General features: G+C 75.4%; 16 protein-coding genes and 3 pseudogenes. 10 read left to right on the forward strand and 9 right to left on the reverse strand.

The features are described from left to right. Positions 1 to 44 precede the first annotated feature (44 nt). From DQ241_RS09525 to DQ241_RS09540, 4 genes are all read right to left on the reverse strand, one after another. Positions 45 to 905, reverse strand: a complete 861-nt coding sequence (locus tag DQ241_RS09525) for a tetratricopeptide repeat protein (RefSeq protein WP_113829909.1) — start codon at positions 903 to 905, stop codon at positions 45 to 47. Between the two features lie 82 nt (positions 906 to 987). After that, entirely contained in the window at positions 988 to 1,968 is a 981-nt protein-coding gene (locus DQ241_RS09530; RefSeq protein WP_113829910.1) for a TIGR03557 family F420-dependent LLM class oxidoreductase, read from the reverse strand. Between the two features lie 38 nt (positions 1,969 to 2,006). After that, on the reverse strand, positions 2,007 to 3,191 hold the full coding sequence (locus tag DQ241_RS09535) for an ABC transporter permease (RefSeq protein ID WP_113829911.1): 1,185 nt from the start codon (positions 3,189 to 3,191) through the stop codon (positions 2,007 to 2,009). Next, on the reverse strand, positions 3,188 to 4,102 hold the full coding sequence (locus tag DQ241_RS09540; RefSeq protein WP_113829912.1) for an ABC transporter ATP-binding protein: 915 nt from the start codon (positions 4,100 to 4,102) through the stop codon (positions 3,188 to 3,190). The genes DQ241_RS09535 and DQ241_RS09540 overlap by 4 nt, the downstream gene beginning before the upstream one ends. An 89-nt stretch (positions 4,103 to 4,191) precedes the next feature. Between DQ241_RS09540 and DQ241_RS09545 the strand changes: the two genes are divergently transcribed. Next, on the forward strand, positions 4,192 to 4,881 hold the full coding sequence (locus DQ241_RS09545; protein WP_113829913.1) for a UdgX family uracil-DNA binding protein: 690 nt from the start codon (positions 4,192 to 4,194) through the stop codon (positions 4,879 to 4,881). A gap of 142 nt (positions 4,882 to 5,023) precedes the next feature. Here the strand turns inward: DQ241_RS09545 and DQ241_RS09550 are convergent, their stop codons facing one another. Both DQ241_RS09550 and pdxH read right to left on the reverse strand, forming a co-directional pair. Then, positions 5,024 to 6,337 carry an MFS transporter gene (locus DQ241_RS09550; RefSeq protein WP_113829914.1) on the reverse strand — a complete coding sequence of 438 codons (1,314 nt, stop codon included), beginning with the start codon at positions 6,335 to 6,337 and terminating at the stop codon, positions 5,024 to 5,026. Then, a complete protein-coding gene (gene pdxH, locus DQ241_RS09555; RefSeq protein ID WP_199584241.1) occupies positions 6,334 to 6,981 on the reverse strand; it encodes a pyridoxamine 5'-phosphate oxidase in 648 nt (215 codons plus the stop codon). The genes DQ241_RS09550 and pdxH overlap by 4 nt, the downstream gene beginning before the upstream one ends. Before the next feature lie 160 nt (positions 6,982 to 7,141). Here pdxH and DQ241_RS09560 point away from each other — a divergent pair, with 160 nt between their 5' ends. The 5 genes and pseudogenes from DQ241_RS09560 to DQ241_RS21460 all read left to right on the forward strand — a co-directional run. Continuing rightward, a complete protein-coding gene (locus tag DQ241_RS09560) occupies positions 7,142 to 8,266 on the forward strand; it encodes a citrate synthase 2 (RefSeq protein ID WP_113829915.1) in 1,125 nt (374 codons plus the stop codon). A gap of 80 nt (positions 8,267 to 8,346) precedes the next feature. Then, complete coding sequence (gene serC, locus DQ241_RS09565) at positions 8,347 to 9,459, forward strand: phosphoserine transaminase (RefSeq protein ID WP_113829916.1); 1,113 nt, start codon at positions 8,347 to 8,349, stop codon at positions 9,457 to 9,459. 584 nt (positions 9,460 to 10,043) lie between these two features. Continuing rightward, positions 10,044 to 11,066, forward strand: a pseudogene (locus DQ241_RS21450) (sensor histidine kinase); the annotation flags it as partial. 237 nt (positions 11,067 to 11,303) lie between these two features. Then, a pseudogene (locus DQ241_RS21455) lies at positions 11,304 to 11,594 on the forward strand (response regulator transcription factor); the annotation flags it as partial. 219 nt (positions 11,595 to 11,813) lie between these two features. Continuing rightward, positions 11,814 to 12,101, forward strand: a pseudogene (locus DQ241_RS21460) (ATP-binding protein); the annotation flags it as partial. Between the two features lie 6 nt (positions 12,102 to 12,107). Here DQ241_RS21460 and DQ241_RS09575 read toward each other — a convergent pair. Together DQ241_RS09575 and DQ241_RS09580 are read right to left on the reverse strand one after the other, a co-directional pair. Beyond that, entirely contained in the window at positions 12,108 to 13,556 is a 1,449-nt protein-coding gene (locus DQ241_RS09575; RefSeq protein ID WP_113829918.1) for a circularly permuted type 2 ATP-grasp protein, read from the reverse strand. Further along, a complete protein-coding gene (locus DQ241_RS09580) occupies positions 13,553 to 15,430 on the reverse strand; it encodes a S9 family peptidase (protein WP_113829919.1) in 1,878 nt (625 codons plus the stop codon). The genes DQ241_RS09575 and DQ241_RS09580 overlap by 4 nt, the downstream gene beginning before the upstream one ends. 237 nt (positions 15,431 to 15,667) lie before the next feature. Between DQ241_RS09580 and sepH the strand changes: the two genes are divergently transcribed. Genes sepH through DQ241_RS09600 form a run of 4 tightly spaced genes read left to right on the forward strand, consistent with a single transcriptional unit; the run spans position 15,668 to position 20,722 of the window. Beyond that, complete coding sequence (gene sepH, locus DQ241_RS09585) at positions 15,668 to 16,558, forward strand: septation protein SepH (RefSeq protein WP_113829920.1); 891 nt, start codon at positions 15,668 to 15,670, stop codon at positions 16,556 to 16,558. Positions 16,559 to 16,603: 45 nt separating this feature from the next. Next, entirely contained in the window at positions 16,604 to 18,388 is a 1,785-nt protein-coding gene (locus DQ241_RS09590) for an ABC transporter ATP-binding protein (protein WP_113829921.1), read from the forward strand. Continuing rightward, entirely contained in the window at positions 18,385 to 20,217 is a 1,833-nt protein-coding gene (locus tag DQ241_RS09595; RefSeq protein ID WP_113829922.1) for an ABC transporter ATP-binding protein, read from the forward strand. Before DQ241_RS09590 ends, DQ241_RS09595 begins: the two co-directional genes overlap by 4 nt. A gap of 31 nt (positions 20,218 to 20,248) precedes the next feature. After that, entirely contained in the window at positions 20,249 to 20,722 is a 474-nt protein-coding gene (locus tag DQ241_RS09600; protein WP_113829923.1) for a general stress protein, read from the forward strand. Here DQ241_RS09600 and DQ241_RS09605 read toward each other — a convergent pair. Further along, the coding region (locus DQ241_RS09605; RefSeq protein WP_147252355.1) for an integrase core domain-containing protein at positions 20,719 to 20,850 on the reverse strand (132 nt) is incomplete at its 5' end. The two genes, DQ241_RS09600 and DQ241_RS09605, sit on opposite strands and share 4 nt — an antisense overlap.

The raw sequence follows: 20,850 nt of genomic DNA on the forward strand, positions 1-20,850 counted from the left end.
GCAGTATCCGGTGCGCGTGTGACGGGCTCGTGTCCAGCCCACCCTCAGCCGAGCTCGAGCCCCCGGAGGGTCTGCGCGGCCAGCTGGTCGCCGGCCTCGGCGCCCAGGCGGAACTGCTCGACGGCGCCGTCGAGGTCGCCGCGGTCGGCGAGCAGCACGGCGAGGTTCTGGTGGCAGTACACGTCGCCGGCGGCGATGCCGGCGCGGAACGCCTCCTCGGCGGCCTCGTCGTCGCCGAGCTCCTCCCGGTAGAGGTTGCCCAGCGGCAGCCACGACACCTGCTCGCCGCGCTTGGCGCCGACCTCGAGCACCCAGCGGGCCTCCTCGGGCCGGCCGGTCTCGCGCAGCAGGTGCGCGAGGTCGGTGCGCGCCGCCGGGAAGTGGGCGGCGCCGGCCCGCAGGTCGGGCTCCAGCCCCGGGTCCAGGGTCGTGCAGTACGTCCAGCAGGCGACGACGGCGGCGGCCTCGTCGTCCCCGGCCGCGGCGATCTCCCGCGCCACGGCGAGGGCCTCGTCGCGCTCGCCCTGCTCGCGGAGCAGGAAGGCCAGCTGCAGGCCGCCCTCGAGGTCGCCGGCGTCCACGGCGCCGCGGTAGGCACGCATGGCGCCGGCGAGGTCGCCGAGGTCCTCCAGCACGAGACCGAGGTTGCGCCAGGCGTCGGCCTCCCCGCCGGCCAGCGCGATCTCGTAGGCGTCGACCGCCTCCTCCCAGCGCTGCTGGGCGGCCAGGGCGTTGCCGAGGTTGAACGCGGCGACGGTGTCCCCCCGCTCGGCGGCGCGGCGGAAGCACTGCTCGGCCTCGGCGTGCCGGCCGGCGTCGGCCAGGTCGCAGCCGAGGTCGATCAGCGCGTCGGCATCGCCGGAGGCCCCCAGGCTCCGGAGGCGCGCGTCGAGGTCCTCGGTCATGCCGCCGATGATCGCGGGCCCCGGGGCCCCTCCGCGCCCCCCGGCGGGGGCACCTCACCCCAAGGGGAGGTGCCGCCCCGGGTCAGCTGCCGAACGCCTCGCGCCAGGCCGGCATCAGCCGCTCCCGGACCCACTCCAGGTACGGGTCCTGCTGGTCCCCGCCGATCTGCACGAGGGCCAGGTGGGTGAAGCCCGCGTCGGCGTACTCCTTGGCCCCCTCGAGGACCGCCTCGACGTCGTCCCCGCACGGGATCGAGCTCTCGACGTCCTCCTCGCGGACGAACGAGGCGGCCGAGTCGAAGGCGCTGGTCCCTGGCAGCTCGGCGTTGACCTTCCACCCGAGGCCGAACCAGCGGAACAGCTGGTGCGCCCGGGTGACGGCGGCCGCCTTGTCGGTGCCGAAGCTGATCGGCATCTGGGCGACCTTCGGCTTGCCCGCCCCGCCCGCGGACTCGAACTGCTCGACCAGCTCGCGCTCCGGATCGGTGGCGACCAGGACGTCGGCCAGCTCGCCGGCGATGGTGGCCGCCTGCGTGCCCCCGGCGGCGAAGCCGATCGGCACCCGCTTCTCCGGGAGGTCCCAGAGCTTGGCCGACTCGACGTCGAAGTGGTCCCCGCGGAAGTTCGTGTACCCGTCGCCGTCGAACAGCGAGCGGATGATCTGCAGCGCCTCGACCACCATCTCGTGGCGCACGTCGGCCGGCGGCCACCCTGCACCGACGACGTGCTCGTTGAGGTTCTCCCCCGCGCCCAGGCCGAGGGTGAACCGGCCGTCGGAGACGATCTGCAGCGTCGCCGCCTGCTGCGCCACGACCGCCGGGTGGTAGCGGAAGCTCGGGCAGGTCACGTAGGTCATCAGCGGGATGCGGCTCGTGGCCTGCGCCGCGGCGCCGAGGGTGACCCACGCGTTGGGCGAGTGGCCCATCTCGTCCAGCCACGGGAAGTAGTGGTCGCTGCTCACCGCGAAGTCGAAGCCGACCTCCTCGGCGCCGACCACGTGCCGGACCAGGTCCTTCGGCCCGGCCTGCTCGGTCATCATCGTGTAGCCCAGCTGCATCGCCATGGCGCCCGGCTACCCGGGCGCCACGGCGGCCAACCGGGTTACACGCGCTCGGCGCGCAGGGCCTCCCGCAGCTTGGTCTTGCCACCGGTGCGCAGCAGCGCGCCGGCGTAGATCCGGCCGCCCACGCGGACGATGGCCACGATCGCGGCCAGCATCAGCACCGCCGACAGCCCGACCTCCCACGCGGCCACCTCGCCAGCGGCCTGCCGCACCGGCATGACCAGCGGCGAGAGACCCGGCACGAAGGAGGTGACGGTGGCGAGCGTGCCGTCGGGGTCACCGGCCGCCTGCACGCCGAACAGCAGGGCCACGACCAGCGCCATGGTCGTCGGCATGACCACCGTGCCGAGGTCCTCCTGCCGGCTCACCAGCGACCCCGCGACCGCGAAGACGGCCGCGTAGAACGCGTACGCCAGCACGAACCACAGCACGACCGAGACCGCGGTGCCGATGACCTCGCCCGGGACGTCGACGACGTCGAACGCGATCGCCCCCGCGACGCCGACCACGGCGATGAGCACGACCTGCGCGAACCCCAGGACGCCGAGGCCGATGATCTTGCCGGCGAGCAGCTGCCAGGGGCGCATCGTGGCCAGCAGCAGCTCGACCACCCGGCTGGCCTTCTCCTCCACCACGCCCTGGGCCACGAACTGGCCGAAGAGGATGAGCAGGCCGTAGAGCAGCGCCGCCCCGATGAGCGCGACGACGACCCGCTGGGTGTCGGCGTCGGCGTCCGGGTCGAGCGGCGTGACGGCGACGTCCGGGACGTCGAGCGCGGTGACCCCCGCCTCGGTCAGCTGCTCGGTCAGCGCCAGCTGCGTCACCGCACCCCGGACCAGCGCCTCGAGCGACCCGCCCGCGGACTGCTCGACCAGCAGCTCGGGGTCCGCGCCGGCGACGAGCACGCCGTCGACGTCCCCGTCGGTGACGGCCCGCTCGGCGGCCGACCGGTCGGCCACCTCCCCGACCGTGACGTCGACGTCCAGCGCCTCACCCTGCTGCTCCAGCGCCTGCTCGATGCCGGCCGGTCCGTCCACGACCCCGATGCGGCTCTCCTCGCCGCCGGAGTTGAGGGCGACCTGCAGGCCGAGGCTGCCGAGGATCAGCACCAGGATGACCGCGGAGCTGATGATGAAGTTCTTGTCGCGGATTCGGGCGGCGATCTCCCGCACCGCGACCAGGCGGATCAGGGCCGCGCTGCCGGGACCGGTGCGCCGGCTCACGCCGCCACCTCCTGCGGGGTCGGGGTGGCGACGGCCTCGCGGAACAGCTCGACGAGGGTGGGCTGCTGCCAGGCGAAGTGGGTGACCCGGCCGGTGCGCAGGCCGGCCGCGAGCACGGCCTGGTCGTCCCCGCCGCCGGTGAGGTCGAGCAGGGTGTCGCCGGCGGACTCCGAGACCACGCGCACGCCGGGCAGCGTGCCCGCCCAGCCCGACGGGGCGTCGGGCACGACCACCCGCAGCAGCCGGCCTGCCTCCCGGCGGCGCAGCTCCTCGACGGTGCCGGTGGCGACCATGCGGCCGCGGGCCAGGATCCCCACGGAGTCGCACAGCCGCTCGACCAGGTCGAGCTGGTGGCTGGAGAAGACGACCGGGACGCCCTCGCGCACCTGGGCCAGCAGCGCGTCGGCGAGCGAGTCGACGCCGACGGGGTCCAGGCCGGAGAACGGCTCGTCGAGGATCAGCACCTCGGGCCGGCTGACCAGAGCGGCGGCCAGCTGCACGCGCTGCTGGTTGCCCAGCGACAGCTTCTCGACCTGGTCCCCGCGCCGGGCGGCCAGGCCCAGCCGCTCGACCCACTCGTCGGAGGCCCTGGCCGCGGCCGCGGCGTCCAGGCCGTGCAGGCGGGCGAAGTAGGTGATCTGCTCGCCGACCTTCATCTTCGGGTAGAGGCCGCGCTCCTCCGGCATGTAGCCGATGCGGACCCGGGTCGCCTGGTCGAGCGGCCGCCCCTGCCAGCGCACCTCGCCGGCGTCGGGGCGCACCAGGCCCATGGCGATCCGCATCGTCGTGGTCTTGCCGGCCCCGTTGGACCCGCAGAACCCGAACATCGAGCCGGGGGCGACGGTGAAGCCGACGCCCTCCAGCACCCTCACGTCGCCGAAGCTCTTGTGGAGCCCGTCGAACTCGAGCACCGGTCCTCCTGCCGTCGTCGCTGCCTGTGCACCGACCGTATCGGTCGGGCGACCTCGCGCCGGGCGCCGACCTGCGGTGTCATCGGTCCATGAGCGAGCGCAACGGCGTGGCGCAGCCGCCGCATGGGGTGGGCCTGGACGGGCTGCGGACGGCGGCGGCCGGCTGCCGGGCCTGCGAGCTGTGGGAGCCGGCCACCCAGACGGTGTTCGGCGAGGGGCCGCCGACCGCCCGCGTGGTGTTCGTCGGCGAGCAGCCCGGCGACCAGGAGGACCGGCAGGGCGAGCCGTTCGTCGGGCCCGCCGGCCGGCTGCTGGACAAGGCGCTGGACGACGCAGGGATCGACCGCCGGGACGCCTACGTCACCAACGCGGTGAAGCACTTCCGGTTCACGCCCAAGGGCAAGCGGCGCATCCACCAGACGCCGGGGACCGAGCACCTGCGCGCCTGCCTGCCGTGGCTCGAGGCCGAGCTCGCCGTCCTGCAGCCCGAGGTGGTGGTCTGCCTCGGGGCCACGGCCGCGAAGGCGCTGATCTCCCCCTCGTTCCGGATCACCAAGGACCGCGGGCAGCTGCTGCCGTGGACGCCGCCGGGGCTGCCCGCTCCCCCGGTGGCCGACGAGGCGGACGACGACGAGCCGGACGAGGCAGCCCCCGCGCAGGTCTGGGTGCTGGCCACGACGCACCCGTCGGCGATCCTGCGGACACCCGACGAGGTGCGCGACGCCGCCTACGCCGCCCTGGTCGCCGACCTGCAGGTGGTTGCGCGGGCGCTGGTCTGAGCGAGGGCGGTGATCAGCACGGGTCCACGGGGGTGTCCCGCCTCGACGACACCCCGCCCGACCCGAGGTCGTCGAGCCGCACCGCGAGGTGCCGCAGCGGCCACGCCAGCGCGTGTCGCCAGCGGTCGGATGCGGATGCCGGTCACGCGTGCGAGCGGGAGGCGCGGAAGAGCCAGAACGACGGGACGACGAGCGCGACGACGGCCATCGCCAGGACCACGACGACGCCCCCGGTGGTCATCGCCACCGTGACCGACGCGGCGCTGGCCAGGGCTCCGGCGCGGAGGTCGCCCAGCCGCGGCCCGCCCGCGACCACGACGATGAACACGCCCTGCATCCGGCCGCGCATCTCCTCGGGCGCGGCCAGCTGCAGCATCGAGGAGCGCAGCACCGCGCTCACCATGTCGCCCGCCCCGGCCACCGCCAGGCAGAGCACGGCCAGCCACAGCGACGGCGCGAACCCGAAGCCGATGATGGCCACGCCCCACACCGCGATCGCCCCGAGCACGACCGCGCCCTGCCGGTCGACCCGCGAGACCCAGCCCGAGGTCAGCCCGCTGACCAGCGCCCCGATGGAGACCCCGGCGAACAGCCAGCCGAGCGCGTTGGACGAGCCGTCGAACCGGGTCTCGGACAGCTCCGGGAACACCGCCTGCGGCCAGGCGAAGGCCATGGCGACGATGTCGACGACGAAGGTCATGAGCAGCACCGGCTGGGTGCGCAGGAAGGCGAACCCCTCGCCCACCCCGCGCACCGCGGCGCCCAGCCGCAGCGGCCCGGCGTCCCGGCCGGGCGGCAGCGACGGCAGCCCGCGGAGCAGGACGGCGGCGGCGAGGAAACCGAGGGCGTCGACGAGGTAGGCCAGGAACAGCTCACCCGCGCCGATGAGGACGCCGGCCAGCAGCGGGCCGACGATCACCCCCGCCTGCCGCACCGTCATCGACAGCGCGTTGGCCGCGGGCACCCCCTCGGCGCCGACGATCGCCGGGATGACGGCGCTGCGGGTCGGCTGGTTCACCGCCGCGAAGCCGGAGACGCAGGCGGTCAGGATCCACAGCAGGACCAGGTTGCCGCCCCCGGGCAGCAGCGCCTGCAGGGCCAGCAGCGCGCTGGTGACGGCGGCCCCGACCGAGGTGATCAGCATCAGCCGGCGCCGGTCCATCGCGTCGGCGATCGCCCCGCCCAGCAGGCCGAACACGATCAGCGGCACGAGCGCCACGATCGAGGTGACGCCGACCAGCAGCGACGACCCGGTCAGGTCGTAGACCTGGTACGGGACGGCGACCAGCGTCATCTGCTGGCCGAGCATGGTGGCGGCGACGCCCCAGAACAGCCGCCGGTAGGCGGGGTTGCGCAGCGGGGTGGTGTCGATCGCCCAGGACCGGCGCGGGTGGCCCTGCTGCAGGGGCCCGGGCCGAGCTTGCGAGGTCTGGGGGGCAGCAGGGTCCTCTTTCACGGAGCCAGGCGCTGGACGATCCAGCCGCCGCCTTCCTCCTCGTCGCGCACGAACCGCAGCCGGTCGTGCAGCCGCCCCGCCCCGCCCTGCCAGAACTCCACGGTCCCCGGCACGACGCGGTAGCCGCCCCACACCTCCGGCCGCGGCACCTTCTCCCCCGGCGTCGCCTCGTCGAGCGCGCGCACCCGGGCGACGAGCTCGTCCCGCGAGTCCACGACCGTCGACTGGATCGATGCCACCGCCGCCAGCTGGGCCTCGCGCGGCCGGGGATCCCACAGCGCGTCGGAGGCGCCGGCGCCGATCCGCTCGACCCGGCCGGTGACCCGCACCTGTCGCTGCAGCGCGTGCCAGGGGAAGACCAGCGCCGCCCGCGGGTTGACGGCCAGCTGGGCGCCCTTGGCCGAGGCGTAGCTGGTGCCGAAGACGATGCCGTCGGCGTCGTACCCCTTCATCAGCACGATGCGGGCGTCCGGCGCGCCGTCGGCGTCGGCGGTGGCGACGACGACGGCGTTCGGCTCGGGCACCTCCGCGGCGACGACGTCGGCGAACCAGCGGTCGAACTGCTCGACCCAGGTGGGCGCGAGGTCGGCCTCGCTCAGCTGCCCCAGCGTGTAGTCGTTGCGCATGCGGGAGAGGTCGGGCACGCCGCCATGCTGGCACCGCCGGCCCGGACGGGCGCGGGAGGGCCCGCTCAGCGACGCCCCGCTTTCGCTCGGCGCGTCTCCACGGCCTAGGGTCGTCAGGCAATCCCGTGCCGCGCGCGACCCGCGAGGCCCGGGTCCCGCGCGCAGAGGAGCATGCGAGATGGCCGACGACTTCGTACCCGGCCTGGAAGGCGTCATCGCCTTCGAGACGGAGATCGCCGAACCCGACAAGGACGGCGGCGCCCTGCGCTACCGCGGCGTCGACATCGAGGACCTGGTCGGCAAGGTCACGTTCGGCAACGTGTGGGCGCTGCTGGTCGACGGCAAGTTCGGCCCCGGCCTGCCCCCGGCCGAGCCGTTCCCGATCCCGGTGCACACCGGCGACGTCCGCGTCGACGTGCAGGCCGCGCTGGCGATGCTCACCCCGATCTGGGGCTACCGCCCGCTGCTCGACATCGACGCCGAGGAGGCGCGCGAGGAGCTGGCCCGCGCCGCCGTCATGGCGCTGTCCTACGTCGCGCAGTCCGCCCGCGGCATCGGCATCCCCGCGGTGCCGCAGAAGCGGGTCGACGAGGCGTCCACCATCGTCGAGCGCTTCATGATCCGCTGGCGCGGCGAGCCCGACCCCCGCCACGTCGCCGCCGTCGACGCCTACTGGACCTCCGCGGCCGAGCACGGGATGAACGCCTCCACGTTCACCGCCCGCGTGATCGCCTCCACCGGTGCCGACGTCGCCGCCTCGCTGTCGGGCGCCATCGGCGCCATGTCCGGCCCGCTGCACGGTGGCGCCCCCTCGCGCGTGCTGCACATGCTCGACGAGGTCGAGAAGACCGGCGACGCCGAGAAGTACGTGAAGGACCTGCTCGACCGCAAGGAACGGCTCATGGGCTTCGGCCACCGGGTCTACCGGGCCGAGGACCCCCGCGCCCGCGTGCTCCGCCGCTCGGCCGAGGAGCTCGGCGCCCCGCGCTTCGAGGCCGCCCTCGCCCTGGAGAACGCCGCCCTCAAGGAGCTCCGCGAGCGGCGTCCCGACCGCCCGGTCGAGACCAACGTGGAGTTCTGGGCGGCGATCGTCCTCGACTTCGCCGAGGTGCCCAGCCACATGTTCACCTCGATGTTCACCTGCGCCCGCACCGCCGGCTGGTGCGCGCACATCCTCGAGCAGAAGAACACCGGCCGCCTGGTCCGCCCGTCGGCGCGCTACATCGGTCCCGACCCGCGCAAGCCCGAGGACGTCGAGGGCTGGGACACCATCACCACGAAGGCCACCACCTCCCCTTCCTGAAGCAGCACCCCGCCGCCTCGCCACCTCCGGGTGGCGGGGCGGCTCCGCCGCCCGTCAGCACCGCGAGAGGCACGTCCCGGATGAGCATCCAGATCCCCGCCGAGCTCCTGCCCGCCGACGGCCGGTTCGGGTGCGGCCCGTCCAAGGTGCGCCCCGAGGCGCTGCGGGCGCTGGCCAGCGACGGCGCCGCCGTCATGGGCACCTCCCACCGCCAGGCGCCGGTCAAGAAGCTGGTGGGCCAGGTCCGCGAGGGGCTCACCCAGCTGTTCGACCTGCCCGACGGCTACGAGGTCGTGCTCGGCAACGGCGGGACGACGGCGTTCTGGGACGCCGCCCTGTTCGGGCTCATCCGCGACCGCGCGGCCTTCGGCACCTACGGCGAGTTCTCCGCCAAGTTCGCCTCGGGCGCCAAGGAGGCCCCCTTCCTCGGCGACCCGGTGATCACGAAGGCCGAGCCGGGCACCCTGGCGCTGCCCACCGCCACCGAGGGCGTCGACGCGTACGCGTGGGCGCACAACGAGACCTCCACCGGCGTCATGGCCCCGGTCGCGCGCCCGTCGGGCACGGAGGACGCGCTCGTCCTCATCGACGCCACCAGCGCCGCCGGCGGCCTGCCCGTCGACGTCTCGCAGACCGACGTCTACTACTTCGCGCCGCAGAAGAACTTCGGTGGCGACGGCGGCCTGTGGATCGCTCTCATGTCGGCCGACGCGCTGCAGCGGGTGGCCGAGATCAAGGCCTCGGGCCGCTGGATCCCCGGCTTCCTGGACCTGTCCATCGCGGTCGACAACTCGGGCAAGGACCAGACCTACAACACCCCAGCGGTGGCGACCCTCTTCCTGCTCGCCGACCAGATCCAGTGGCTGCTGGGCCTCGGCGGGCTCTCGGGCGCCGTCGACCGCACCCGCGAGTCCTCCGGCCGGCTCTACGGCTGGGCGGAGAAGTCGCAGTACGCGACGCCGTTCGTGGCGAACCCCGACGAGCGCTCGCTGGTCGTGGGCACCGTCGACTTCGCCGACTCGGTGGACGCCGCCGCCGTCGCCGAGGTGCTGCGGGCCAACGGCGTCGTCGACGTCGAGCCCTACCGGAAGCTGGGCCGCAACCAGCTGCGGGTGGGCATGTTCCCCTCGGTGGACCCCGACGACGTCTCGGCGCTCACCGCCTGCATCGACCACGTGGTGGAGCGTCTCTGAACGAGGACCTCGGGCAGCGGGCCGGCACCTCGGGACCCGACCTCGGCGCGCTGTTCGCCGCGGGCGGCGAGGCCGGCCGGATCATGGCTGCCCACGACTGGGCGAGCACGCCGGTCGGGCCGGTGGAGACCTGGCCGGCCAGCCTGCGCTACGCCGTCCGCACCGTCCTGGTGTCCCGGTTCCCGATGGTGCTCACCTGGGGACCGGAGCACCTGCAGTTCTACAACGACGCATACGCCCCGCTGATCGGCGCGAAGCACCCGGCGATCGGCGAGGACATCCGGCAGACGCTGGCCGAGGGCTGGGACGCCCTCGGCCCGCCGATCGAGCACGCGATGGCCACCCTGGAGGCCTCCTGGCTGCCGGAGCTGCTGCTCCTCCTGGAGCGCGCCGGGTACCGCGAGGAGACCTACTTCACCGTCTCGCACGCCCCCGCGTTCGACGACGCCGACCGGGTCGCCGGCATGCACGCGGTCTGCACCGAGGTCACCGGCGAGGTGCTGGCGGCACGCCGGCAGAGCCTGCTGCACGACCTGGCGACCGCCGGCGGTCAGCTGGGCGAGGAACGGGCCACCGCCACCGCGATGTGCGCGGCGCTGGCCGCCGACCCGCTCGACGTGCCCTTCGCCGCCGTCTACCTCTCCTCCCCCGGCGGGGGCCCGTACGAGCGGGTGGCCGTCCTCGGCTGCCCCGAGGACGCCCTGCCCGCCGTGGCCACCGCCGCGGAGCTGCCCACGGACGTCGCGCGCCTCGGGCTGGCCGGTGGCCCGTGGGGCGATCCGGTCACCCGCGCCGTGGTGCTGCCGCTGTCCGCCGGCCGCGAGGGCGAGCCGGTCGGCCTGCTGCTGGCCGGGATCAGCCCGAACCGCGCGCTGGACGCCGACTACCGCACCTTCCACGAGCTGCTGGCCGGCCAGTTCGCCGGCGCCGTGGTGAACGCGCGGGCCTTCGAGACCGAGCGGCTGCGCGCGGAGGGCCTGGCCGAGCTCGACCGAGCCAAGACGACGTTCTTCTCCGACGTCAGCCACGAGCTGCGCACCCCGCTGACGCTGCTGCTCGGACCCCTGGGCGACGTCCTGGACGACGCCGCCCACCCGCTCCCCCCGGACGTCCGGGAGCAGCTGGAGCTGGCCGTGCGCAACGGCCGCCGCCTCCGGCGCCTGGTCGACGACCTGCTCGACTTCGCCAGCATCGAGGCCGGCCGGGCCACGCCGGTGCGGGTGGAGACCGACGTCGCCGCCTTCACCGCGGAGCTGGCCGGCATCTTCCGCTCGGCCACCGCGCGGGCCGGCCTGCGGCTGACCGTCGACTGCCCACCGCTGGGCCGGCCCGCCCACGTCGACCCGCGGATGTGGGAGAAGGTCGTCGTCAACCTGCTGGCCAACGCGGTGAAGTACACGTTCGTGGGCGGCATCGACGTCGCGCTGCGCGGCGGGACCGACACCTTCTCGCTGGTGGTCCGGGACACCGGCGTCGGCATCGTGGCCGAGGAGCTGCCGCACCTGTTCGAGCGCTTCCACCGGGTCAGCGGGGCCGCGGCCCGGACCCGCGAGGGCACCGGCATCGGGCTGGCCCTCGTCCAGGAGCTGGCCGCGCTGCACGGCGGCACTGTGTCGGTGACCAGCGAGCCGGGGCGCGGCAGCACGTTCACCGTGGAGCTGCCCTACGGCGGCCCCGACGCGGAGGCCCCGGCCACCGTCTCCCCCTCCGAGGCCGCGCACGGCGAGGCCGCGGGCTGGGAGCACGACACCGAGCGGCCCGCCGCCGGGGGTCGGGCCGGCCTGGTCCTGGTGGTCGACGACAACGCGGACATGCGGGCCTACCTCACCCGGCTGCTCACGCCGTACTGGACGGTGCGGTCCACGGCCAACGGCGAGGAGGCGCTCGCCGCGGTCGCCGAGCAGGTCCCGGACCTGGTGCTGACCGATGTGATGATGCCGCGCGTCGACGGCTTCGAGCTGCTCCGCGCGCTGCGCGCGGATCCGGCGACCCGCGGCGTCCCGGTGGTCATGCTGACCGCCCGCGCCGGCCAGGAGGCCTCGGTCGAGGGGCTCGAGGCCGGCGCCGACGACTACCTCGCCAAGCCGTTCCGCGCCGCCGAGCTGCTCGCCCGCGTCCGGGCCGTGCTGGAGCGCGGCACCGGCCGGATCCCCGCGGCCGCCGACCCGGCTCCGTCACCGGTTCCGCCGCCGGGCCCGCCGCCGGCTCCCCCGGTGACGACGGCGCCGTTCCCGCGTGCCCCGCACGAGCAGCCCACGCCCGACCCCGGTCACGACGTCGCCCGGTGGCGGCTGCCGTCGGAGGTCTCCTCGATCCCGGTCGCCCGCCGCAGGTTGCGGGCGGTGCTGGACGCCGCCGAGGTCGGTCCCGACCAGGCCTACGACCTGCTGCTGGCGGCCTGCGAGGCGGTGAGCAACGCCGTGGAGCACGCGCAGGACCCCACGGAGCCCTACGTCGACGTCGCCGTCGCGGTGACCGACGGGCGGGTGCGGATCACCGTCCGGGACTTCGGGCAGTGGCGCGAGCGGGTGCCGAGCATGGACCGCGGCCGCGGATCGACGTTGATGAGCGCGTTCGCCGACGTCACCGCCACGCCCAGCCCCGAGGGCACGACCGTGGTGATCAGCACCCTGCTGGCCTGATCCGCCTCAGGCCAGCAGCCAGGTGTCCTGGCCGGCCGGGACCGGGCCGCCGAGGTCCACCCGCGACCACGGCGCCGGCACCGCCCGGGCCCCCTCGACGGCGACCGAGAAGACGCGCAGCGTGGCCGGCCGCGGCTGCGGCCCGCCCTCGGCGAGCACCGGCACGGTGGCCGGGGTGAGCGGTTCCCGCGCCACGAACCGGTGCGGCGCGGCGGACACCTCGGCCCGCAGCCGGTCGAGGTCGGCTGCCGAGCAGGTGCGCCCGTCGACGGCGCCCCGGCCGCCGTAGCCGGCGACCTCCTCGACCACGAGCCGGTCCAGCCGGTCGCGGACGGCGGCCAGCTGCTCGGGGTCGGCCAGCACCCAGGTGCTCCGCGACGGCAGCAGCGGCTCCTCGTCGAGGTAGTGCGCGATCATCGCCGGGACCAGCGCGAAGGTGGCGGCGTCGTCGGCCAGCGCGTTGCCGGGCACGTTGGCCAGGCCGAGCCGCCCGGCCCGCACCGCCTCGGCCAGCAGCACGCCGAGCGGCACCCCGACCGGGGTGCGGTACGCGCCGAGGGCGGCGTCGTCGAGCCGGCGGTAGAGGACGTCGACCGGTAGCCGCTCGCCTCCGATCGCGGCCTCCAGGCCCCCGTCGGTGCGCGGCCAGAGGTCGCCGGGGTGCACCAGCGGCGCGTCGAGCGCCTCGGCCAGCAGGGCGTGCTCGTGCTCCGCCGCGTCGGGTTCGCCCGCCGTCAGGACGGCGATCCGCGGCGCGCCGGGCGCGGCCGGCGGCGCCGCGGCCGCCAGGCCTGCGTGCAGCAGCGGCACCGCGTCGGCGGGGTCGGCCGGTCCGACGGCGGCGAACAGCTCGGGGACGACGGCGCGCAGGTCGGCGCGGTCGGCCAGGGCGAACCCGAGGCCGGCGGGGACGCGCAGGTCGTCGCCGGTCACCACCCAGCCGCCGTCGTCGGTGCGCACCAGGTCGACCGCGGCCAGCGCGGCCCGCGGCTGGCCGGGCCAGGCGAGGCCGACCGCGCCGGGGTCGCGGGCCGGGTTGTGCGCGACCGCCCACTCGGGCAGGACCCCGGCCCGGACGATGCCCGGCTCCCGGTCGCGGTCCCCCCGTCGCCGCCCGGCGGCCCGGTAGGCGTCGGCGAGGAACGCGTTCAGCGCGCGGTGCCGCTGCTCGACGCCGGCCGCCAGCAACCGCCACTCGACGGCGGGCAGGGGGCGCGGCAGGGCGTCGAGGTGGAGCGGGTGCCGGTGCAGCCGGCCGTCGGTCCAGGTGCCGAGCGCGACCCCCCGCGCCCGGCGGCGTCCGGCCAGCTCGGCCGCGGCCGCCGCCAGGGCCGGTGCGCCCAGCCGGTCCAGGGCAGCGCCCAGCGGCACCCAGGACTTCCGGAGCCGGCCGTCCGGGGCGACCGCCTCGTCGGCGGGGGCGCAGGGGTAGCCGGCGAAGAGCTCGCCGCTCACAACCAGCGATCGAACCAGGCGGCGACCCGTCCGGCCAGCTCCACGACGTGCGCGCGTCCCACGACCGTGTGCCCCTCACCCGGGAGGAGGAGCAGGTCGGACCGGGCGCCGTGCGCCTGCAGCTCCTGGTGCGCCTGCACCGACTCGGCCACCGGGACGTTGGTGTCACGGTCCCCGTGGCACAGCAGCACCGGCGCGGTCACGCGGTCCAGCGCCGTCATCGGCGAGAGCGCGGCGAGCATCTCCCGGTCGGTCACCGGGTCGCCGTACTCGGTCACCGACGCCGCGGCCATCCACGGCTCCGTCCCGGCGAAGAAGGTCCGGAGGTCGCTCATGCCGGCGAGGGTCGCCCCGGCGGCGAACAGCTCCGGCCAGCGGGTGAGCGCGACCAGCGCCAGGTAGCCGCCGTAGGACCACCCGTGCACGCCGATCCGCCCCGGCGCGGCGATGCCGGCGGTCACCAGTTCGTCGACCGTGGTGCGCACGTCCTCGAAGGAGGCCTCGCGCGCCGGTCCGTCGTCGGCGGTCGTGAAGGCGCGGCCGAAGCCGCCGGAGCCGCGCACGTTCGGGGCGAAGACGGTGAAGCCGGCCGCGACCAGGCTCTGCGTCAGCGGGGAGTAGCCCGGCCGCTCCTGGCCCTCGGGGCCGCCGTGGAAGCTGACCACGGTGCGGTTGGGCGTGCGGACGCCGGCCGGTGCGTAGAGCCACCCGGACAACGGCATGCCGTCGGGCGCGGTCCAGCGGTGCAGCACCGGCGTGGCCATGCGCCGGGCGCTCGGTCGGGCGGGCGCACCGGCCAGCCGGGACGGGCGGCACCGGCCGGTCAGGTCGATCCGCCACAGCGCGCGCGGGGTGCAGGGGCCGGTCAGCTCGGCGACGACGGTCGTCCCGTCCGCGGACAGCGACCACCCGGGCATGACGGCGTCCGGCAGCGGCACCCGCCGGACGAGGGCGCCGTCGGACAGCGCGTGCAGCGAGAGCTCGGTGGCGCCGTCGGCGTTCCAGACGGCGAGCACGGTGCCGTCGCCGAGCAACGCGTAGCCGTCGAGGTCGGCGTCAGCCCGGGCGAGCACCGTCCGCCCGCGACCGGAGGTCCCGGTGGGGCCCAGCGGCACCTGGACCAGGCCGGCGCGGTCGGCGAACGGCGGGCCCGGCAGCGACGCGCGCAGGAACACCGATCCGCCGTCGACGGCGAACCGCCCGTCCTCGGAGGCGACCCCGCCGGGTGCGTCCTCGTCGAGCACCCGCTGCTGCCGGCCGGTGCCGACGTCGACCAGCACGACGTGCCGGTAGCCCCGCGGCCCGCGGCGGGCCAGCACGGACCGGCCGTCGGCCGACACCGCGGTCACCGAGAGGAAGCCGCCGGAGGCGAGGGTCCGGCACTCCCCCGTCCCGACGTCGACGAGGACGACGTCGGCGTCCGGGCCGTCCCCGGGTGCGATCGAGCAGACGTAGCTGCCCGGGCCGGTCCAGCCGCCGGCGAAGACCGTGACCCGCGGGTCGGCGCCGGCCAGCAGCCGGTGGCCGGTCCCGTCGGGGCGCACGACGTGGAGCTCGGCGCAGATGGAGCCGCCCGGGCTGACCAGGTAGGCCAGTCGGCCGCCGTCGGGCGACCAGGCGACCGAGACGACCTCCTGCTCGGGCAGCGACACCACGGCCGGCAGCGACCGGCCGTCCAGCGGGGCCACCTCCAGCCGCGGGATGCCCGAGCGGTCGGTCACGTACGCGACCCGGTCGCCCTCGGGCGACAGGGCGGGGCACCAGGCACCGGCGGCACCGGCGATCTCCTCGAGGACCGGGCGCAGCGCGCCCAGCGGGTCCCCGTCGAGCCGCGCGGGCGCGGCGGGCTGGGTCCGGGTGGTCGGGACGGCCATCGCACCTCCTCGGCTCTCGTGCGCGGCGGGACCTCCCGCCACGGTCGCGCGCGCGTGTTGCGCCCACGTGTCCCCGCTGTCATCGGCGTGCGACGGCCGCCGACGCACCCCCCGCGCGGGGGCCCGGGCTGCACGCCACGCCGGGGCGCTTCCGGGACGGGATCGCGGCCCGCCGATAGCCTCGGTCTCCCGTCTCTCTCCCGGAGCCGGACCGCCCCGAGCCACAAGGAGGACGCCATGCGCGCGCTGCGCCTCGTGGCCCTCTCCGACGACGGCACGAAGCTGGTCCTGGCGCTCGACGGCGAGGACGGCGAGCAGAAGTTCGAGCTGCCGATCGACGACCGGGTCCGGGCGGCCGCCCGCGGCGACGCGCGCCGGCTCACCCAGATCGACGTCGACAACGGCACCGAGCTGCCGCCGCGGGTCATCCAGTCCCGGATCCGGTCCGGCGAGACCCCCGAGCAGGTCGCGGCCTCCTCCGGCACCCGCGTCGAGCGGATCATGCGGTTCGCCCACCCGGTGCTGCAGGAGCGGGAGCGGGTCGCCGAGCAGGCCCGCGAGGCGCGGGTCCGGCTCTCCGAGGGCGCCCCGGGCAGCACCCTGCAGCAGTTCATGGGCGAGCGGCTGCGGCTGATCGACACCGACGTCGACGCCGTCCGCTGGGACGCCTACCGCGAGACCAGCACCTGGGTGGTCACCGGCGCGTGGCGGGCGGGCGAGAAGTCCGGCGTCGCGCGCTGGGCCTTCGACCTGCCCTCCCGCACGGTCACCCCGCTGGACGCCGCGACGACCGACTTCGCCGAGGGCACCCGCCTGGTCCGCGTCGTCCCCGACGTCCCGGCCGGTCCCCCGCCGGCGCCGGCGAACCGGCCGGTCGCCGTCGTCCGCGAGCCGGCCCGGCCGGCCGAGCCCGCGCCGGCGGAGGCCGACACCGAGGTCGTCGTCGACGTGCACCCGGCCAGCGGCTCACCGGAGCAGGACTCCGCGATGGCGGCGCTGCTCGACGAGGTCGCCGACCACGACACCGTCGTCCTCGGCCGGACCGGGGAGGACCCCGACTCCGACGACCCGCGGGCGCGCATCCCCGCGTGGGAGGACATCGTCTTCGGGGTCCGCCGCAACCGCTGAAAGTCGTTCGCCGATGTCAGTACCGGCACCTAGCCTCGACCTGCCATGGACGACGCCCCGCGCACCGCGCCCGCCGATGACCGGGGCCGGCTCTCCGCCCTCCTGCGCCTGTGGCCCTACACCCGCCCGTACCGCGGGCTCGTGGTGCTCACCTTCACCGCGGCGCTCCTGGCCACCCTCGCCCAGCTCGCCGTCCCGCTGATCACCGCGGCGGTCGTCGACGGCCCGATCGCCGACGGCGACCGCGGCGCGCTGGTGCCGCTGCTGGGCCTGGCGCTGCTGTTCGGCGTCGCCGAGGCGGCGCTGTTCTTCGTGCGCCGCTGGGCGATGAACCGCAGCTGCCTGCGGATCGAGCGCGACCTGCGCGACGCGCTGTACCAGCGGCTGCAGCGGCTGCCGGTGGCCTTCCACGACCGGTGGGCCTCGGGCCAGCTGCTCTCCCGCGCGACGAGCGACATGTCCACCGTCCGCCGGTTCGTCGGCTTCGCCGCGGTCTTCCTGGCGGTCAACCTGATCACCTGCGTCGTCGTCCTGGTGCTGCTGCTCGTCACGTACTGGCCGCTGGGCGTGGCGGTGCTGCTGACGACCGTCCCGCTGACCGTCCTCGGGCTGCGCTGGGAGCGCCGCTACAACGTCCAGTCCCGCCAGGTGCAGGACCAGCAGGGCGAGCTGGCCACCGACGTCGAGGAGGCCGTGCAGGGCATCCGCGTGGTCAAGTCGCTGGGCCGCAGCGGCCTGGTCTTCGACCGCTACGACGCCAAGGCCCGGCAGCTGCGCCGGCTGGAGCTGGGCAAGGTGCGCACGCTGGCCCTGCTGTGGTGCGTCTTCGAACTGCACCCGCAGGTGACCCTCGCCGTGATCCTGGTGGGCGGCGCGTTCGCCGTGAGCAGCGGCGCCCTGACCGTCGGCGGGCTGGTCGCCTTCGTCGCCCTGTTCACCGTGCTGCTGTGGCCGATCCTGTCCCTGGGCTTCCTGTTCGCCTTCGCCCAGGAGACCGCCAGCGCCTGCGACCGCATCGGCGAGCTGCTCGACGAGCCCGTCACCGTCACCGACCGGCCGGGCGTCACCCCGGCGGCGATCGGCTCCCCCGCCCGGCTGCGCTTCGAGGGCGTCGGGTTCACCCACCCCGGCTCCGGGACGGCGGTGCTGGACGGCGTCGAGCTGACCGTCGAGCCGGGCGAGACCGTGGCGCTGGTCGGGGCCACCGGCTCGGGGAAGACGACGCTCACCGCGCTGGTCGGCCGGCTGCACGACGTGACCTCGGGGCGGGTCACCCTCGACGGCGTCGACGTCCGCGACCTGCCGCTGGCCCAGCTGCGCAGCGTCGTGGCCACCGCCTTCGAGGACGCCACGCTGTTCTCGATGAGCGTGCGCGAGAACCTCGCGCTCGGCCGCCCCGACGCCACCGACGACGACGTCGCCGAGGCGCTGCGGGTCGCGCAGGCGGAGTTCGTGCACGACCTGCCGTGGGGCCTGGACACCCGCATCGGCGAGCAGGGCCTGTCGCTGTCCGGCGGCCAGCGGCAGCGGCTGGCGCTGGCCCGCGCGGTGCTGGGCCGCCCGTCGGTGCTGGTGCTCGACGACCCGCTCTCGGCCCTCGACGTGCACACCGAGGCGCTGGTCGAGCGCGCGCTGCGCGACGTGCTGGCCGACACCACCGCGCTGGTGGTGGCGCACCGGCCCTCGACCGTCCTGCTGGCCGACCGGGTGGCCCTGCTGGCCGGCGGGCGGATCGCGGCGGTGGGCACGCACAGCGAGCTGCTGGCCTCCGTGCCGGAGTACCGCGACCTGCTGGCGCAGGAGAGCGAGCTGCTGGAGACGACGCCGTGAGCGCGCCCGACCAGGCTCCGCAGGACCGGTCCTGGCGCGGGGTCGCCACCGAGGAGTCCGCCGATCTGCCCGCCGGCGCCGGGATCTTCCTCCGCGCCCGCTCGCGGCGGCTGCTCGGCGAACTGCTCCGGCCGCACCGGCGGTCGCTGTGGTGGCTGCTGGCGACGATCGTCGTCCAGAACGCCGCCTGGCTGGCCGGCCCGCTGCTCATCGGCGTCGGCATCGACGTCGCCGTCCCGGCGCTGGTCGACGGGAATCCCTGGCCGCTGGTGTGGATCACCACCGCGATGCTGGCGGCCGCGGCGCTCGACACCGGGCTGCGGTTCGTCTTCCTCACCCGGTCCGGCCGGGTCGGCCAGGCGGTGCTGCTGACGCTGCGCAGGCGGGTGTTCCGGCACGTGCAGGCGCTGCCGCTGTCGTTCCACGAGCGCTACACCTCGGGCAAGACCATCAGCCGGCTGACCAGCGACGTCGAGGCCCTGGCCGAGCTGCTCGACGAGGGCCTGGACAACCTGGTCACCGCGCTGTTCAGCGTGCTCACCATCGGGATCGTCCTGGTGGTGCTCGACCCGCCGCTGGGCCTGGTCGCGCTGCTCGGCTTCCCGCCGCTCTACCTCGTCGCCCGCTGGTTCCAGCGCAACTCCACCGCCGCCTACCGGCGCACCCGCGAGACGATCGCCGCGCTCATCGTGCAGTTCACCGAGACCTTCGGCGGCATCCGGGCGGTGCAGGCGTTCCGCCGCGAGCCGCGCAACGACCAGCTGCACGCCGCGCTGAACGAGGACAACCGGCAGGCGCACGACCGCGCGTTCTGGCTGATCGCCGTCTTCGTGCCGGCGGTGACGCTGATCGGCAACCTGGTCACCGTCGCCGTGCTGGGCATCGGCGCGCTGCGGGTCCTCGACGGCGCACTCGCCGTCGGCACGCTGGTGTCCTTCCTGCTCTACCTGCGCCGGTTCTTCGACCCGCTGCAGGACGTCGCGATGTTCTACAACAGCTACCAGTCGGCTACGGCGGCGCTGGAGAAGCTCTCCGGGGTGCTCGAGGAGCGGCCGACGGTGCCCGAGCCCGCCGATCCGGTCCCGCTGCCCGCGGCCGCCGGCGAGCTGGTGTTCGACGGCGTCCGGTTCGGCTACACCGCCAGCACCGTGCTCCCCGACCTCTCGCTCACGGTGCCCGCCGGGCAGACCGTGGCCCTCGTCGGCGCGACCGGCGCGGGCAAGTCCACCCTGGCCCGGCTGGCCGCCCGGTTCTACGACCCGCTCGCGGGCGAGGTGCGCCTCGACGGCGTGCCGCTGGACCGGCTGGCCGACGAGGACCTGCGGCGGGCGGTCGTGATGGTCACCCAGGAGAGCTTCCTGTTCTCCGGCTCGATCGCCGACAACATCGCCTTCGGCCGGCCCGGCGCCTCCCGCGCGCAGGTCGAGGGCGCGGCCCGGGCGATCGGCGCGCACGGGTTCATCGCCGCGCTGCCCGAGGGCTACGACACCGACGTCGCCAAGCGCGGCGGGCGGCTGTCGGCCGGGCAGCGGCAGCTGGTCAGCTTCGCGCGGGCGTTCCTCGCCGATCCCGCGGTGCTGATCCTCGACGAGGCCACCAGCTCGCTCGACGTGCCCAGCGAGCGGCTGGTGCAGCACGCGCTGCGCACCCTGCTCGCCGACCGGACCGCGCTGATCATCGCCCACCGGCTGTCCACGGTGGAGATCGCCGACCGGGTCCTGGTCATGGAGGGCGGCCGGATCGTCGAGGACGGCTCCCCCGCCGAGCTGGTCGCGGGCACCGGCCGGTTCGCCGGTCTGCACCGGGCCTGGGCCGACAGCCTGGTGTGAAGGACGCGCCGGCGCGGGTAGGTTGCCGGGCATGTCAGCGTCGGTGTCGATGCCGCTGGGCGGCGTCCAGGTGGGGTCCTACGACAGCTACGAGCGCGCGCAGGCCGCGGTCGACTACTTGTCCGACCAGAAGTTCCCCGTCGAGAACGTGACGATCATCGGCACCGACCTCAAGCAGGTCGAGCGGGTCCTCGGCCGGCTGACCACCGGCCGGGCGATCGCCGCCGGTGCCGCCGGCGGTGCCTGGTGGGGGCTGTTCGTCGGCTTGCTGCTCGGCATCTTCGCCGTCGACGGCGCGGGCTGGATCGGCTCGGTGCTCTCCGGCCTGCTGATCGGCCTGGTGTTCGGGGCGATCTTCGGCTGGACCGGCTACGCGGCCACCCGAGGCCGCCGCGACTTCACCAGCACCAGCCAGATCGTGGCCGGGCACTACGACGTGATGTGCAACCCCGCCCAGGCCGAGCAGGCTCGGGCGCTGCTGGCGCAGCTGGCCCTGCGCGGCTAGCTGTACTGACCGGACAGGTTGGTCAAGCGGGTGATGGGTGGCTGACGTCCGGTCGCGGTGTGGGGTCGGTGATGGTTGTACTCGTGGAGCCAGGCCGGGAGGGCCTTGCGGCGTGCTGACTCGCTGGG

Source organism: Blastococcus sp. TF02A-30, from assembly GCF_003319185.1.
GTDB lineage: Bacteria > Actinomycetota > Actinomycetes > Mycobacteriales > Geodermatophilaceae > Blastococcus.